Origin of the sequence: Crinalium epipsammum PCC 9333 (assembly GCF_000317495.1) — a bacterium.
In the GTDB taxonomy this organism is placed as follows: Bacteria; Cyanobacteriota; Cyanobacteriia; order Cyanobacteriales; family PCC-9333; genus Crinalium; species Crinalium epipsammum.
Genome location: NC_019753.1, coordinates 2,908,717 through 2,924,059 on the forward strand (window position 1 = coordinate 2,908,717; position 15,343 = coordinate 2,924,059).

At 41.4% G+C, this 15,343-nt stretch carries 11 protein-coding genes and 1 tRNA gene; 6 read left to right on the forward strand and 6 right to left on the reverse strand.

What is annotated here, in order from left to right; genetic code table 11:
• Positions 1–35: 35 nt before the first annotated feature.
• Positions 36–2,426, reverse strand: a complete 2,391-nt coding sequence (gene hsdR / locus CRI9333_RS12655) for an EcoAI/FtnUII family type I restriction enzme subunit R (protein ID WP_015203563.1) — start codon at positions 2,424–2,426, stop codon at positions 36–38.
• A gap of 6 nt (positions 2,427–2,432) precedes the next feature.
• On the reverse strand, positions 2,433–2,873 hold the full coding sequence (locus CRI9333_RS12660) for a MerR family transcriptional regulator (RefSeq protein WP_015203564.1): 441 nt from the start codon (positions 2,871–2,873) through the stop codon (positions 2,433–2,435).
• Between the two features lie 68 nt (positions 2,874–2,941).
• Between CRI9333_RS12660 and cas12k the strand changes: the two genes are divergently transcribed.
• Complete coding sequence (cas12k, locus tag CRI9333_RS12665; RefSeq protein ID WP_015203565.1) at positions 2,942–4,786, forward strand: type V CRISPR-associated protein Cas12k; 1,845 nt, start codon at positions 2,942–2,944, stop codon at positions 4,784–4,786.
• Between the two features lie 865 nt (positions 4,787–5,651).
• On the opposite strand, the gene CRI9333_RS12670 is transcribed toward cas12k, so the two are convergent.
• The 3 genes from CRI9333_RS12670 to CRI9333_RS12680 form a co-directional block, all read right to left on the reverse strand.
• Positions 5,652–5,723: transfer RNA gene (locus CRI9333_RS12670), tRNA-Lys, on the reverse strand.
• A gap of 62 nt (positions 5,724–5,785) precedes the next feature.
• Positions 5,786–6,616 carry an alpha/beta fold hydrolase gene (locus CRI9333_RS12675; RefSeq protein WP_015203566.1) on the reverse strand — a complete coding sequence of 277 codons (831 nt, stop codon included), beginning with the start codon at positions 6,614–6,616 and terminating at the stop codon, positions 5,786–5,788.
• Between the two features lie 92 nt (positions 6,617–6,708).
• The gene (locus CRI9333_RS12680; RefSeq protein WP_015203567.1) at positions 6,709–7,431 is read right to left on the reverse strand and encodes a lysophospholipid acyltransferase family protein; all 723 of its coding nucleotides are present in this window, start codon (positions 7,429–7,431) and stop codon (positions 6,709–6,711) included.
• A gap of 323 nt (positions 7,432–7,754) precedes the next feature.
• On the opposite strand from CRI9333_RS12680, the gene metG reads away from it, so the two are divergent.
• The 3 genes from metG to lptC all read left to right on the forward strand — a co-directional run bounded on the left by metG (position 7,755) and on the right by lptC (position 11,565).
• On the forward strand, positions 7,755–9,347 hold the full coding sequence (metG, locus tag CRI9333_RS12685; protein ID WP_015203568.1) for a methionine--tRNA ligase: 1,593 nt from the start codon (positions 7,755–7,757) through the stop codon (positions 9,345–9,347).
• 99 nt (positions 9,348–9,446) lie between these two features.
• Positions 9,447–10,052 carry a LabA-like NYN domain-containing protein gene (locus CRI9333_RS12690; RefSeq protein ID WP_041226040.1) on the forward strand — a complete coding sequence of 202 codons (606 nt, stop codon included), beginning with the start codon at positions 9,447–9,449 and terminating at the stop codon, positions 10,050–10,052.
• A 418-nt stretch (positions 10,053–10,470) separates the two neighbouring features.
• Complete coding sequence (gene lptC / locus CRI9333_RS12695; protein WP_232229327.1) at positions 10,471–11,565, forward strand: LPS export ABC transporter periplasmic protein LptC; 1,095 nt, start codon at positions 10,471–10,473, stop codon at positions 11,563–11,565.
• Between the two features lie 13 nt (positions 11,566–11,578).
• Here the strand turns inward: lptC and CRI9333_RS12700 are convergent, their stop codons facing one another.
• On the reverse strand, positions 11,579–12,901 hold the full coding sequence (locus CRI9333_RS12700; protein WP_015203571.1) for a D-alanyl-D-alanine carboxypeptidase: 1,323 nt from the start codon (positions 12,899–12,901) through the stop codon (positions 11,579–11,581).
• A gap of 170 nt (positions 12,902–13,071) precedes the next feature.
• Between CRI9333_RS12700 and plsX the strand changes: the two genes are divergently transcribed.
• Both plsX and CRI9333_RS12710 read left to right on the forward strand, forming a co-directional pair.
• Positions 13,072–14,106 carry a phosphate acyltransferase PlsX gene (gene plsX / locus CRI9333_RS12705; protein WP_015203572.1) on the forward strand — a complete coding sequence of 345 codons (1,035 nt, stop codon included), beginning with the start codon at positions 13,072–13,074 and terminating at the stop codon, positions 14,104–14,106.
• A gap of 5 nt (positions 14,107–14,111) precedes the next feature.
• Positions 14,112–15,122, forward strand: coding sequence for a beta-ketoacyl-ACP synthase III (locus CRI9333_RS12710; RefSeq protein ID WP_041226634.1), 1,011 nt, complete (start codon positions 14,112–14,114; stop codon positions 15,120–15,122).
• Positions 15,123–15,343: the final 221 nt, after the last annotated feature.

Consider the following 15,343-nt stretch of genomic DNA (forward strand, 5'->3'; position numbering starts at 1 on the left):
CTCAATTTATTTACACTAATACTTATAAAGTAATTTTAGGCGGAATATAACAAGCTTTGCATTTTCTTAATAGCTTCTTTTAATTCTTGAACACTGCCAAACCGTTGAGCTATCTCAGCCACATTGCCATATTTATCAAATTCGCGGTTAGCTTTAAAAGTTGTCGGAATATTAAACTCCTCAACCCCTTTCTCTGCATACTTGTCCAAAAGTATTTCTAAAATTGCTCTAGCATATTCCCCATATTGCTCAAAAAAGTCAGCATTGCTACGACGCAACCTTTCAGCCCGTTGCTTGCAAGTCAGCACTGGAGCATCAAAAGCAATATGACATAGTAAATCAAAGGGGTCAGCGTCGGGAAAATTAGTAACTTGTTTTAACTCATCAAAATCAATCCCTCGATCTGCCAACAACTCAATAATCTCTGAACGCTGTTCTGGATCTGCCCAGCGTTGCTGTATTTCTAGAGTGGAACGATACAAGGTGCGAACTTGCTCTCTGGTATAGTCAATTAATCGAGACAAGCGCAGTTGATTGTCTGGGTTTAAATCATAAATTCTTTCTTCAACAATTTCTTCGCTTCCTCCATCGGCGTAATATTTCCGAGGTGGTGCGTCATCATCATCTGGTAGTCCCCGAAATCCTGATTTTTCATCTTCTTCCAAGTCGTCTGTTTCTTCTTCTAATTCTGCTGGCTCCAATTCCTCCTCATGTTGAGAAAGTATTTCCCCCCGATCATCTATCTCTGATTCATTAATCAGCGCGGGTTCTCCGTCAAAATCTCTATCTTCAAACAACACCGTGCTATTGGTATAGTCGATGATATTAAAAGACCGTTTACCCCTTTCTTCTTTCACACGGGTTCCTCGTCCAATAATCTGCTTAAAATCTGTCATTGAACGAATAACACGGGCAAGCACAACATTTTTACAGGTGGGAATATCTACTCCTGTTGTTAGCAGCTTAGAAGTTACAGCAATAATGTGAGTTTCATTTAAGACATCTTTAAATTTGTAGAGATGTCCCTTACCTACCTCACCAGCATCAGAGGTAATGCGCGTAATGTAGTCAGGATTTGTTCTGGTAATATCGCTATTGAGGTTGCGTAATTCCTTAATCATTGCCTTAACGTGTTCCTCATCCACGCAAAAGACAATCGTTTTGGCATAGCGATCGCTACTTTTGAGAAAATCAGTAATGTGTTGGGCGATCGCCTTTGTCCGTACCTCTCTAACCAATCTTCGTTCAAAGTCTGGAGTCTGATAAACCTCATTAGGAATTGTTCGCCCATAACGGTCAATTTGTCCGCTATTAGGTCGCCAGCCTTCCCGATCGGAACGAGTAGTAATTCGATAAACTCGATAGGGAGCTAAGAAACCATCATCAATCCCTTGTTTCAGCGAATAAGTATAAAGCGGATTCCCAAAGTAGTGATAGGTATCAATGTTATCATCCCGTAATGGTGTCGCTGTCAGTCCTAACTGATATGCAGGTTCAAAATACTCTAGAATTTGCCGCCAGTTACTTTCATCCCTGGCGCTACCTCGGTGGCATTCATCAACAATAATCAAGTCAAAATAATCACGACTATATTCTCTGTATAGTCCAAAGCTATCTTCGCGATCGCCAATAGCTTGATAAATAGCAAAATATAAGTCACGTCCCTTTTTAGCTTCCCCCTGAATCTTGTGAATTTTCTCCTCATTAAAAGCAGAAAAATCCTTATTCATCGGGTCATCTACCAGCACATTCCGATCTGCCAAAAACAGAATTCTAGGGGAACGAGGTTCGCTGTTAACATTCCACTCTATACTTGAAAGCTTCCAGCAGATTTGGAAAGCAACAGTTGTTTTACCTGTTCCCGTCGCCAATGTCAACAATAGCCGCTTTTGACCTTTGAAAATTGCTGCCAATGCTGCATTAATAGCATTCCGTTGATAGTAACGCGGAGGTTTATCTGGTATTGGATAAAAAGGAGTTAACAGTTTTTCTGCTATGTCCTCTCTAATTTGCTCCTTACCTTCCCCAGTTAACCGTTGCCAAAGTTGCTCAGGGCTGGGAAATGAGTTTATCACATCAGACTGTTTACCTGTGATGAAATCATACTCAACAATCCCTTTCCCATTAGTAGAGTAAGCAAACTTGACATTCAGAATCTTGGCATAATCTATTGCTTGTTCTAGTCCCTCATCAGGTGTTTTGCGTTTCCGCTTCGCCTCCACTACCGCTAACGGAAATTCCCCGTTATATAACAGCAAATAATCTGCGAATTTACGTTTACCGCGAGGTTTGCGCTGATTTCTTGGTCTAATTTTGCCATCGGTGAAATAATAATTCTCTGTGTAATCATGTGGTTCTGTATTCCAGCCAGCATTCTCTAACCTTGGTTCGACGTACTTGCGGCAGGTGTTGGCTTCATTGCTCATAGCTATTTACTTCACCGTTGACTCGTCTAATTTAACCGCTAACTGGTGATGAATCTGATCTAACCACATGGGAATCACAGGTTGACCTTTATCTAAGGATGCGATCGCATCTTCCCTTTCAAACTCCTCTAAGCTTAAATCCTTTTTTTCCTTATCCCAAACCAACATAAACCGCTTCTGCACCACTGGATCTGAAAAATCCGGTGCTTTCTGCTTCAAAGCCTGCAACGCCTTAGCCGCCACCTCAAAACTCAACCCCACCGATAACCAATATTCCATCACTATCAACTCAGCCAACTCAGAACGAGAGTAATAAATACTCCGTCCCGTTCCAGTAGCACTAATCGGAGGTACAACAACCCCCCTTTCCCGCCAATACTGCAATTGGCGCAAACTACAGCCTGTAATTTCAGCCGTTTCCTTACTGCTAAAAAATGTTTCTGACATACCTCTGATTTTACAGAGGTCAGTTATAATACATATATGTACGTATTAGACATCAATGTTTAAAAAGTATGAGTCAGATTACCGTTCAGTGTCGTTTGGTTGCAAGTGAATCAACCCGCCATCATCTCTGGAAACTAATGGCAGACCTGAACACGCCCTTAATTAACGAATTACTGGCGCGAATGGCTCAACATCAAGACTTTGAAACCTGGAGAAAAAAGGGCAAGCTCCCGGATGGAATAGTCAAGCAGCTATACCAACCTCTTAAAACTGACCCTCGCTTCACAAATCAACCTGGACGGTTTTATACAAGTGCAATTACCGTCGTTGACTACATCTATAAATCTTGGTTTAAAATTCAACAACGCCTAGAACAAAAGCTAAAAGGGCAAATTCGTTGGTTAGGAATGCTCAAAAGTGATGAAGAATTAGCTGCCGAAAGTAACACATCTATAGAAGTAATTCGCACTAACGCAGCCGAACTTATTACTTCCCTGTCCTCTGAAGATGGTAGTGTTTCTACTAGACTTTGGAAAACATACGACGAAACAGACGACATCCTTACCCACTGCGTCATCTGCTATTTACTCAAAAATGGTAGTAAAGTCCCAAAAAAACCTGAAGAAAACTTAGAAAAATTTGCTAAACGCCGTCGCAAAGTTGAAATTAAGATTGAACGCTTAAGACGGCAACTAGAAAGTCGCATCCCAAAAGGTCGAGATTTAACAGGGAAAAACTGGTTAGAAACATTAGCGATCGCATCTACCACCGCCCCCGCAGATGAACCAGAAGCTCAATCCTGGCAAGATACACTGCTAACTGAATCAAAACTTGTTCCTTTCCCCGTAGCCTACGAGACTAACGAAAATTTAACTTGGAGTAAAAACGAAAAAGGTCGTCTTTGTGTTCAAATCAGTGGCTTGAGTAAGCATATTTTCCAAATCTATTGCGACCAACGCCAACTCAAATGGTTTCAACGCTTTTATGAAGATCAAGAAATCAAAAAAGCTAATAAAGATCAATATTCTAGCGGTCTTTTCACCCTGCGCTCAGGAAGAATTGCTTGGCAAGAAGGCACAGATAAGGGTGAACCTTGGAATATTCATCACCTCATCCTCTACTGCACCGTAGACACCCGTTTATGGACGGCTGAAGGCACAGAACAAGTTTGCCAGGAAAAAGCAGAAGATATCGCCAAAACCCTTACCAGAATGAAGAAAAAAGGCGATCTCAATGACCGACAGCAAGCCTTTATTCGTCGTCAACAATCAACACTAGCTCGACTTAACAACCCATATCCCCGTCCTAGTCAGCCCCTTTATCAAGGTCAGCCTCATATTCTTGTAGGTTTGGCATTTGGACTAGATAAACCTGCCACCGCAGCAGTTGTTGATGGGACAACAGGCAAAGCAATTACTTATCGTAGTCTTAAACAACTGCTTGGAGATAATTACGAACTACTAAATAAGCAGCGCAAACGTAAACAACAACAATCTCATCAACGCCATAAAGCTCAAAGTAATGGAAGATCCAATCAATTTGGTGATTCTGACTTAGGTGAATATGTAGATCGTTTACTCGCAAAAGCTCTCGTCACACTTGCCCAAAGCTATCAAGCAGGTAGTATTGTTCTACCAAAACTAGGCGATATACGTGAATTAATCCAAAGTGAAATTCAAGCCAAAGCAGAGCAAAAGATTCCAGGTTATATCGCAGGACAGGAAAAATACGCCAAGCAGTACAAAATTAGTGTCCATCAGTGGAGCTATGGACGATTGATTGACAATATCAAAGCTCAAGCTGCCAAAATAAGTATTGTCATAGAAGAAGGACAACAACCCATTCGTGGTAGCCCTCAAGAAAAAGCTAAAGAAATGGCAATTAGTGCCTATGACGATCGCACTAAATCTTGAAACTAATCTAAATTCTGTACCTTGACAATAGAATAGAATTATCAATAGCGCCACAGGTCATGTTCAATAGAACCTCTGAACTGTGAAAAGTGTGGGTTAGTTTAACTGTCGGCAGACAGTTGTGCTTTCTGACCCTAGTAGCTGTCCACTCGGATGCTGATATCTACGGTTTCGGCTGTAGGAATGATTAACCTGTAAGTTGAAGTACACTGATACTTCAATTTTATGGGGTAGGTGCGCTCCCAGCAATAAGAGTGTGGGTTTACTACAGTGATGGCTACTGAATCACCTCCGAGCAAGGGGGAATCCACCCTAATTTTTCTTTTTCGTGAACCCAAGCGGGGTCAAAATTCCTGGGAGGTTTACGAAAACTGTAAATCCCTTATCAAATATTGAGTTCAGTATTTTTGTGGGATGGTTGCTCCTGTAAATACAGGAGATAGAAAGCGAAAATTTTAGAGGTTTACGAAAATCGCCTCTAAAAGCTCCTCCAGGTAACTGTTGTAGCGATCGCTGTTTCAACTACCATCCCAACTAGGGGTGGGTTGAAAGCTAGATGCCCAGTCGCCATTTAATTTGAAGCCTGGGTTTCAACTACCATCCCAACTAGGGGTGGGTTGAAAGTTACCTTTAGGCAAGCAAATTTTTCTAAAGCGATCAGTTAGACACTCTGAAAAATTACAAATGATAGGATGGATTGAAAGGAGCATCGGACTCTTAACTTTGTATGTAAGATTGCAGCTAATTGTCCAATGGCTGTTAGAAAGAGACGCTTAATTTGTCACTGTTATTTAAAAGACACTAATTTGTCAAAACGACATTAATTTGACAACGACGACAAATAATGTGGCAATCGACAACAAGATGGGTAACCAGGGGCTCGAACCCTGAACCAACGGATTAAGAGTCCGATGCTCTACCATTGAGCTAGTCACCCTTAGAAAAACTATTATAACAGATTTTAATAAATTAAGTAAACTATTTACTAAAAATTTTTGATTAACCGATCGCTAATTTATTCGGGATACTATACATATCATGCTCCCGATTTGCTAAAAAGTTTTGGGATTTTATAATTTCGTAGAGATTAACCTCTGCTTCTAATAGGCAAGCATGACCGCTATCTGGTAAAACTACCATTTCTGCATTCGGTAGGCAATTAACTAAACGTTCAGCTTCAGCGACAGAAGGCAAAAGATTGTCAGCAGCACCAGCAATTACTAAAACTGGTTGTTTGATTGTACTTAACTGAGTTTCGTTAACATCAAACTCTCGCACTAAAGAAACTCGCCAAAGAGCGGTTTTTTGTGGTACAGAACGTACAGCTTCAAATAAAGCTTGGCGATCGCTCGATGCTATCCTGTCGAGACTTGCTAAAAATGCTAAAAGTCCGATCGCACCAACACGATATAAAAATTCTGGAACCCAATTAGTTAAGTATGAACCCCAGCGTAAGCAAAACTGTTGATTAAAGGAAGACGCGGGATTTACAAGAATAATTCGGTCAAACAAATGAGGCGCACGTAACGCTACTTTGATTGTCAAACACCCTCCAAAGGACTCACCGCATAGGTAAACAGATCGATTGGGTTGTTTTAGCAATTCTGCTTCAACTAAAGCTACTACCTGGTCTGTCAGCACATCCCAATTGGTTAAATCATCAGATGGTATTGCCAAACACCGGATATCAAAACCAACTTCTAGACCAGCAGTTTGCGTCCGCAATAACTGACCAGTTCCATCTAATCCTGGTAAAAATACAAATAGTGGAGAAGTCGGATTTAATTTTTTGGGGGTAAGAAAACACGGGTGGCTTTGTATTTCTGGCATTGTTAACTAATAACTAAATACTGCTTTTTTAAGTATGTATCTGAAAAGTAGTTAAGTATGTTGGTCAAATTAAACTATTAAACAACTACCTTTCAATAACAACCTTGACTTAGTAAGGTGCTAATCTCTTCCTGGCAGTAACCTATAAGATCAGCAACAACTTTTTTAGCTTGTTTCCCTTGATATTGTTCCCGACTATGTGGAGTAATCCAACAAGGGCGACCAATCAAAACCGAAGTCCGGCGATAAATCACCATTGGATGCCAACCGCCTTGATCAAATAGTGGTTCTGATGGATCAAAGAAACTTAGCACCTTTAGAGGTATCGCGGAATTGTTAACTTCTTCTTGAGATGCGATCGCAACTGGCAAAACTGCTAAATTTTCAACGGGCGCACGCATCGCTAAGTGAGCAAAACCTCGCTGGAAATCTCCCATAGTATTAGGTTTAGTAAACTTTACCATTGGGGGAGTACCTTCTGGGAATACTCCAACTACTTGACGTGACTGCAATAATTCAGTTGCCTGCTGAAAAAAACTTTGCTGTCGATGTTCAGGTTTTTCTAGGGGAAAAGCACCCAAGAAATTAACCATATCCCGCATTACTGGTACTTGTCCCATATAATGATGGCAAGCAAAGCGAATTGGACGCTTAATCGCTGCCATTAATAGCGGTGGGTCCATAAAGCTGCGATGGTTACTCACCAGCAAGACAGGGCTGCCCATAGGAACGCGATCCTGATAGTACACAAACATACGGGTTCCCATTGCTGTGAGCGCTAAATTAGAAATTTGTAAAGGACTATCAAAATACATTTTTTTATAATTCAGTAACAGAAAATTATTTGTGAGATTTCACTACAATTTATTAAAAACTATTTACTTCAAATTAAAAATCCCTTAAGATAGATATTTTTATTTTACTGCATAATTTTCCTTTGGTATAAATGTCCCGTTCCAGTCGGTAAGTTTGCAGCAATGCTCTTGCTTGATTTGTGGTGAAAAATCTCTTCAAGCTACTTTTGGGATAGATTCTTAGTTCATAAGTTTATCGCAGTAAGCAAAATTGCAACTAAAATACATAATCGGAACCCTGCATTATAAATGAAAAGAAGTTTCAGGGGTGTTTTTGGCTATTTATGAGTTTAACCAGTACCAGTAACAACACATTCGCTATAACAACGCCGCTTTACTACGTCAACGATTTACCCCATATTGGCAGCGCCTATACAACAATGGTGGCGGATGCGGTGGCTAGGTTTCAGAGAATGCGTGGTAAATCAGTATTATTAATTACTGGCACCGATGAACACGGACAAAAAATTCAGCGTACAGCAGAAGCAGCAGGCCGATCGCCTCAAGCACATTGCGATCAAATTGCTGCTGGTTTTGAATTACTCTGGCAAAAGCTAAATATTCAGTACGATCGCTTCAGCCGCACCACTTCCCCTCGCCATGCAGCGATCGTCAAAGAGTTTTTTCAGCGCGTTTGGGAACAAGGCGATATTTACCTGGGGCAACAAACAGGTTGGTATTGCGTTGCTTGTGAAGAATTTAAAGAAGAACGCGATCTGCTAGATCAACATCGCTGTCCACTTCACCCCAATAAAGCAGCCGAGTGGCGTGATGAGCAAAACTATTTTTTCCGCCTATCTAAATATCAAACTCAACTAGAATCTTTGTATCAAGAGCGACCAGACTTTATCAAACCAGTAACTCGTCGCAATGAAGTATTGAACTTTGTTAAACAAGGGCTGCAAGATTTTTCCATTTCGCGGGTAAATTTAGATTGGGGCTTCCCTATACCAGTTGATCCCAGTCACACAATTTATGTTTGGTTTGATGCTTTACTAGCTTATGTGACAGCTTTGCTGGAGCCAGATAGTGAACCTACCTTAGATAATGCTTTATCTAAGTGGTGGCCAATAAATATACATCTGATTGGTAAAGATATATTGCGTTTTCATGCAGTTTATTGGCCAGCAATGTTGCTATCAGCTAATTTGCCACTACCCGATCATGTTATTGGGCATGGTTTCTTAACTAAAAATGGTCAAAAAATTAGTAAGACTGTTGGTAATACAATTGATCCATTGGATCTAATTGAACGATACGGCGCTGAAGCGATTCGTTACTACTTTCTTAAGGAGATTGAATTTGGACAAGATGGAGATTTTAATGAAACGAGATTTGTGCATATCGTTAATGCAGACTTAGCGAATGACTTAGGCAACTTGCTCAACCGCACCTTGAAAATGGTGCAGAAGTACTGCAATGGCATAGTTCCCAATTGTTCGGGTGAAGATATTGCAGCAGAGCAACCATTGAAAAAGATTGGTATTAGCTTAGGCGATCGCGTAACTCAATCTTACGAAAATCTCGCTTTTACTTCTGGTTGTGAAGCAATTTTAACTTTAATTCGTGCTAGTAACAAGTTGATAGACGAGCAGGCTCCTTGGGCATTATACAAACAAGGACAGCAGCAAGCTGTCGAACAAATCTTGTATAGCGTTTTAGAATCAGTTAGACTAGCAGCTTACCTTTTAGCACCAATTATTCCTGAAATATGCAGTGAAATATACAATCAGTTGGGATTTGCAATTAACTTTAACGACAAAAATTTGATAAACGATGCCACAATCTTTTCTACCCATACAACTTGGGGAACACTTCCTGCTAATCAACAATTAGGGGAACCTCAACCTGTATTTGCACGGTTGGAACTGCCTTAAATAGTTTTGTCGTCGTAATTACCAGAGGTTATAGTTACCCCCAAGTAATCACAGGAGGAAGGAGGCATAATTTTTTGATAAAACCGAGGTATAACAATGATGTTGGATAATGTCAGTAGTGATTCTGTATTTACACCAGAACAAGTTTTAGTAAATCGTGGTCGGGTAGCAATTTTTATTGATGGCTCAAATCTTTTTTATGCTGCACTGCAACTAGGAATTGAAATTGATTATACTAAGTTGCTTTGCCGTCTGACAGCAGGTTCAAGACTGCTACGCTCATTCTTTTACACTGGCGTTGACCGCACCAACGAAAAACAGCAAGGATTTTTGCTTTGGATGCGTCGCAACGGCTATCGGGTAATTGCTAAAGATTTAGTACAATTACCAGATGGCTCTAAAAAGGCAAATTTGGATGTTGAGATTGCTGTAGATATGATGGCGCTTGTGGGTGCTTATGACACAGCAGTTCTAGTTAGTGGTGATGGAGACTTAGCCTACGCTGTAGATGCTGTGAGTTATCGCGGTGTGCGTGTTGAGGTAGTCAGTCTACGTTCCATGACTAGCGATAGTTTAATCAATGTTGCTGATCGGTATATTGATCTTGACAATATCAAAGAAGATATTCAAAAGACACCCCGACACAACTATACTTACCGCCCACTATCGGGCTTTGGTCTTATAGATGATCCAGAACCAATCTAGTGACCAATTGCATCAATCTCTAGTTAATTCTAATTCGAGGGTATCGGGAGTAAAGTATTTGGGCAGCCCAAAACTTAATACCCGACACCTTTTTCTTTTGAGTTTAATAAACCTCATACAAAAATCAAAGTTTTACCCCCCTCAGTCCCCCCTTATGAAGGGGCAGGGCTGTTTCATTGTCGTCAAAGAAAATTTGGGGGCAGAGGGGCAGAGGGGCAGAGGGGGAGAGGAGAAGGGGGAGAAATTTCCCGAATTTTTCCACTCTTCTACAGGCAATCCTATCCAAATTATTTTTTCTCGTCACAATGAAGTAGCCCTGCTTATGAAGGGGGGAGGCAAAAAATTCCGCTCCCTCCCCTTGATAAGGGGAGGGTTGGGGTGGGGTAGAACAAGGATTTACGCAATATGTCTAATATTTTTGCTGCTAGTAGGTGTGAGTGGTTGTGGTGGAAAAAAGACTACACAGAAAGCACCAACAGAGAATGAACAGCCAACAAAAATTGAGGGCAGTTTAGAGTTTAATAATGTCACTTTAGAGCAAGCGGATGAGAATGGTCGTCCGTTGTGGAAAGTGAAGGCAAAGCGGGGAGTATACACTCAAAATCAGAAAACTGCCCGTGTAGAAAATCCTACTGGCGATTTGTTCCAAGACGGGAAGTTAGTTTTGCGGGTGAGTGCTAATGAGGGAGAAGTTCAGCAAGATGGTCAAAAAGTATTTTTAAAAGGTCAAATTGTTGCTACCGAAATTCGCAACGGTTTGGTTTTAAAAGGTCAAGAGTTAGAGTGGCGACCTAAAGAAGATTTGCTAATTATTCGCAATAATTTAACTGGTAGCCATCCACAGCTACAAGCATCAGCTAAGGAAGCACGTTATTTTAGTCGCAAACAGCAATTGGAATTATTTGGTCAGATTGTAGCAACTGCAAAAGACCCCTCTTTGCAAATGAGAACTGAACATCTAATTTGGCAAGTTTCGCAGCAAAAACTTATTGGGGATAAACGAATTAAAATTGATCGCTATCAAGGTAATCAGATAGATAGCTCTGTTGTTGGTAGCTTTTCTGAGGTAAATCTTCAAACCAAGATAGCGAAGTTGAAACAAAATGTTGAACTAACTTCTATAGACCCTCCAGTTAAGGTTAATGGTAATTCGGTCATTTGGAACTTAAATAACCAAGTAGTAGTAGCGGATCAACCTTTAAGTATTTGGCATTTACAGGAACAAGTGAGGATTAACGGTAGCCAAGGTCAAGTTGATTTACAACAAAAAGTAGCTGTTTTAACTGGTAATGTTCAAGGTGTTGCTACACGCAATCAAGCAAAACTTAAAACTAATCAAATTAAATGGGAGTTTGGTAATCAGTTGATTACGGCGCGGGGCAATGTAGTTTATCAACAGGTAAATCCGCCTTTGAGTTTGACAGGTTCTTCTGGACTTGGAAGACTACAAGATCAAAGTTTTGTCGTAACAGGTAGTAAGGGTAGCAGAGTCGTTACGGAGATTATTCCTTAACAATTAATAATTATCAATTAACCTTAACTGTTTTGCTAGCTATTTCATTGCGACCAGGATCACCAAGGTATTTAGAGGCGTTAGCGGTATCGGTTCTAGGTATGATCGCCATTGGTATTTCTAAAGGCTTTTCCCACCTTTGTAATAGCTTTTGTAGCAGTTGATCTTGCTGCGATCGCAACCTAGTAATATCAGTCCCGCGATTGATGATGGTAAACCAAACTAAACTGCGATCGCGTGTTGGCATTACTCCCGATAAGGCGCTAACTTCATTAAGTGTGCCAGTTTTCACAATTGTTCCTGTGGGAATATGCCGCGTTTCCATCGTCCCAGCGCGATCGCGACCGGAAACCGGAAAAAGATCAGCAATGGTCAAATTCTGTGGTTGCAAATAGCGTTGAATTGTCATAAACATATTGGAAGCAGCACGGGCAGATATGCGATTTTCCATCCCTAACCCTGAACCATTTACCAGTTGAATTTCCTCTGGAGGGAAATTAGCTGCTCTCGCGGCGATTTGCATAACTGCTTGATGACCCCCAAGGGAGCGCGCCAGCATTTCTGACATTTCATTATTGCTGTAAATATTCATTTGTTTCAAAATCTGGATCAACGTCATTGAGCGATGACGCAGCAGTAATACTTGATAAGGATTAGGTAAAGTAGCTACCTCAACACCGCCATTAATTACTACTTGAGGTTTAGCCGTACCTTTTCGCATTTGCAAGTATTGACTGGTAATTAGGGGAGTCCAAGTACTACTATTTAAAGCTAACTGAAGAAGTTGACCAGCTTCTTGTGGATCGAACTTATAGTTCATATAAAAATTACCACTGATGACCAACTTACCAGTCACCTGTCGGATGCCTATTTGATTGAGGGAATTGCCCAGTGCGATCGCTTCTTCCCAGACAAAGAAAGGATCGCCAACGCCAGTAATTACTAAATCTCCCTGAAGAACCCCATTATTAATCGGACCTGTAGCACTAATTAAAGTTTCAAATTGGTGTTTTGTTCCCCATGTTTCCAAAGCAGCTAAAGTCGTCGCAGTTTTTGTTAAAGAAGCTGCTGGCAGTGGTACTGTACCCTGATGGTTAATTAACAGTGTTGACCCTGACTGAATCCAAATACCTTGATTTGCTGTCAGCATTCCTTGTGCTGTTAATTGCTGTAAATATTGCCGCAGGGTATTTTCCACACTTGGCTCGGTAGCTTTTGGTAGCATAAATACAGGAACACCTTGCCAAGTAAGCAAGGTTGAGGGATTTATCTTGGCATTCACCCCAGCATTTTCCAGCCAAAGAGAGAGCAATCCAGAGCTAAACAGTTGCAGCATGGCATTAATTCAAGAACAATTCAGTAGTCAGAATAAATTTGTTGAAGATTCAAACTTCTTTTAATTTAAGCAGCAATGCAAACACGAAAGTTAGCTAATAACTGACCAACAATAGGTAATTTTGTCTAAAGCTTCTGGTAGAATTTGTAGTGTTTCTATAACTTTGATCAATGGCATCAACTCGCGCAAGAATCGCAATTGACGCTATGGGTGGGGATCACGCCCCTGCCGAAATCGTTGCTGGAGCGATTAGGGCTCAGGAAGAACTGGATGTCGAGGTTTTATTGGTGGGAGACCCCCAGCAAATTGAAGCCTCACTCAAGCAACATAACAGTTCTCATCACATAGAAATTGTTCCTGCTGAGGGGACGATTGAGATGGAAGAGGAGCCTTTGAGTGCTTTAAGGCGTAAGCCGAAGGCTTCGATTAATGTGGCAATGCAACTGGTAAAGAAGAAGCAGGCAGATGCCGTAGTGTCAGCAGGACATTCGGGAGCAGCAATGGCAGCAGCCCTCCTGCGACTAGGTAGATTACCAGGAATTGATCGACCAGCAATTGGTGCTGTATTACCAACAATCGTACCGAGTAAGTCGGTGCTAATACTTGATGTCGGCGCAAATGTAGACTGCCGCCCCAAGTTTTTAGAACAATTTGCTTTCATGGGATCAATTTATAGCCAGTACGTGCTGGGTGTTGATACTCCGAAAGTAGGATTACTCAATATTGGTGAAGAACCTTCTAAAGGCAACGATGCGGCTCTTCGCACTTACCAAAAGCTGGAAGAAAATCCCAATATTACTTTTTTAGGTAATGCTGAAGGGCGGGATGTACTTTCTGGGCAATTTGATGTAATTGTCTGCGATGGCTTTGTGGGTAACATCTTGCTGAAATTTGCTGAAGCCGTTGGCGGTGTAATGGTACAAATCCTGAAGGAAGAGTTACCAAAAGGACTACATGGCAAGGTTGGTACAGCTTTGTTAAAACCTAATTTGGAGCGAATTAAACAACGGTTTGACCACGCCGAACATGGCGGTGCTTTACTGTTGGGAGTTGAAGGTATTTGTATCATCACTCATGGTAGTTCCCAAGCGCCATCAATTTTTAATGCAATTCGGATTGCTAAAGAAGCTGTTGATAACGAAGTTTTAGAGCGAATTCAGTCACAGACAAGAATCGCTGCTGCCCAAGCAACTGACGGAGATTAATATTGTTGAAACCATCAGGGGTAGGTATTGCCATTACAGGAAGTGGCTCGGCTGCGCCAGCAGAGATTGTGGATAATCAAAAGCTGACGCAGGTTGTGGATACATCCGATGAGTGGATTAGCACACGCACAGGGATTCGGCAGCGACGATTGGCAACAAACCAAGACTCGTTAACTGCTCTGGCATCTGTTGCTGCTCAAAAAGCGATCGCTATGGCTGGAATTACACCAAGTGATTTAGATCTGATCATTTTGGCTACTTCCACAGCAGATGATTTGTTTGGTACTGCCTGTAAAATTCAGGCAGAATTAGGCGCACATAGAGCCGTAGCATTTGATTTAACTGCTGCTTGCTCTGGTTTTGTGTTTGGATTGGTTACTGCTGCTCAGTATATCCGCACTGGCGTTTATCAAAACGTTCTGCTAATTGGGGCAGATATTCTGTCGCGTTGGGTAGATTGGTCGGATCGCGGTACTTGTGTATTATTTGGGGATGGCGCTGGCGCTGTCGTGTTACAGGCGAATGAAAGCGATCGCTTGTTAGGATTTGAACTCCGTAGTGATGGCACTCAAAACAATTGCCTTAACCTAGCATACCAGGCACAACCCAAAGAGTTAGTCGATGGCGTTGCCATTGGTCATGGCACTTATCAGCCAATTACTATGAACGGCAAAGAAGTTTATCGCTTCGCTGTTCAAAAAGTCCCAGAAGTAATTGAAAAAGCTTTATTTCGGGCTGAAATTACTGTTGACCAAATCGACTGGTTAGTGTTACATCAAGCTAATCAACGAATTCTCGATGCAGTTGCCCAACGCATGAAAATACCTAACGACAAGGTAATCAGTAATCTTGCCCTTTATGGCAATACTTCTGCCGCCTCTATTCCTATCGCCATTGATGAAGCAGTGCAGGAAGGGAAAATTAAACATGGAGATATAATTGCCGCTTCCGGTTTTGGTGCTGGACTTAGCTGGGGGGCAGCCATTTTTAAATGGGGCAGGAATGAGGAGTGTTAGCGTAGCGGCGCGGAGTGTGGGGTGAGGAGTGAGGAGTGTTAGCGCAACGGCGCGGAGTGTGGGATGAGGAGTGAGGAGTTGGGAGTAAATTAGAATTTTAGACGCAACGGCGTTTAAGTTATTAACCGTTTACTTCTTGTTAGCGATTGTTTAAATTTGGGAATTTTGTTAGAAAATTTCAAATTGAGCAATTTTTTAAGAATAACTAATAAACAATTACG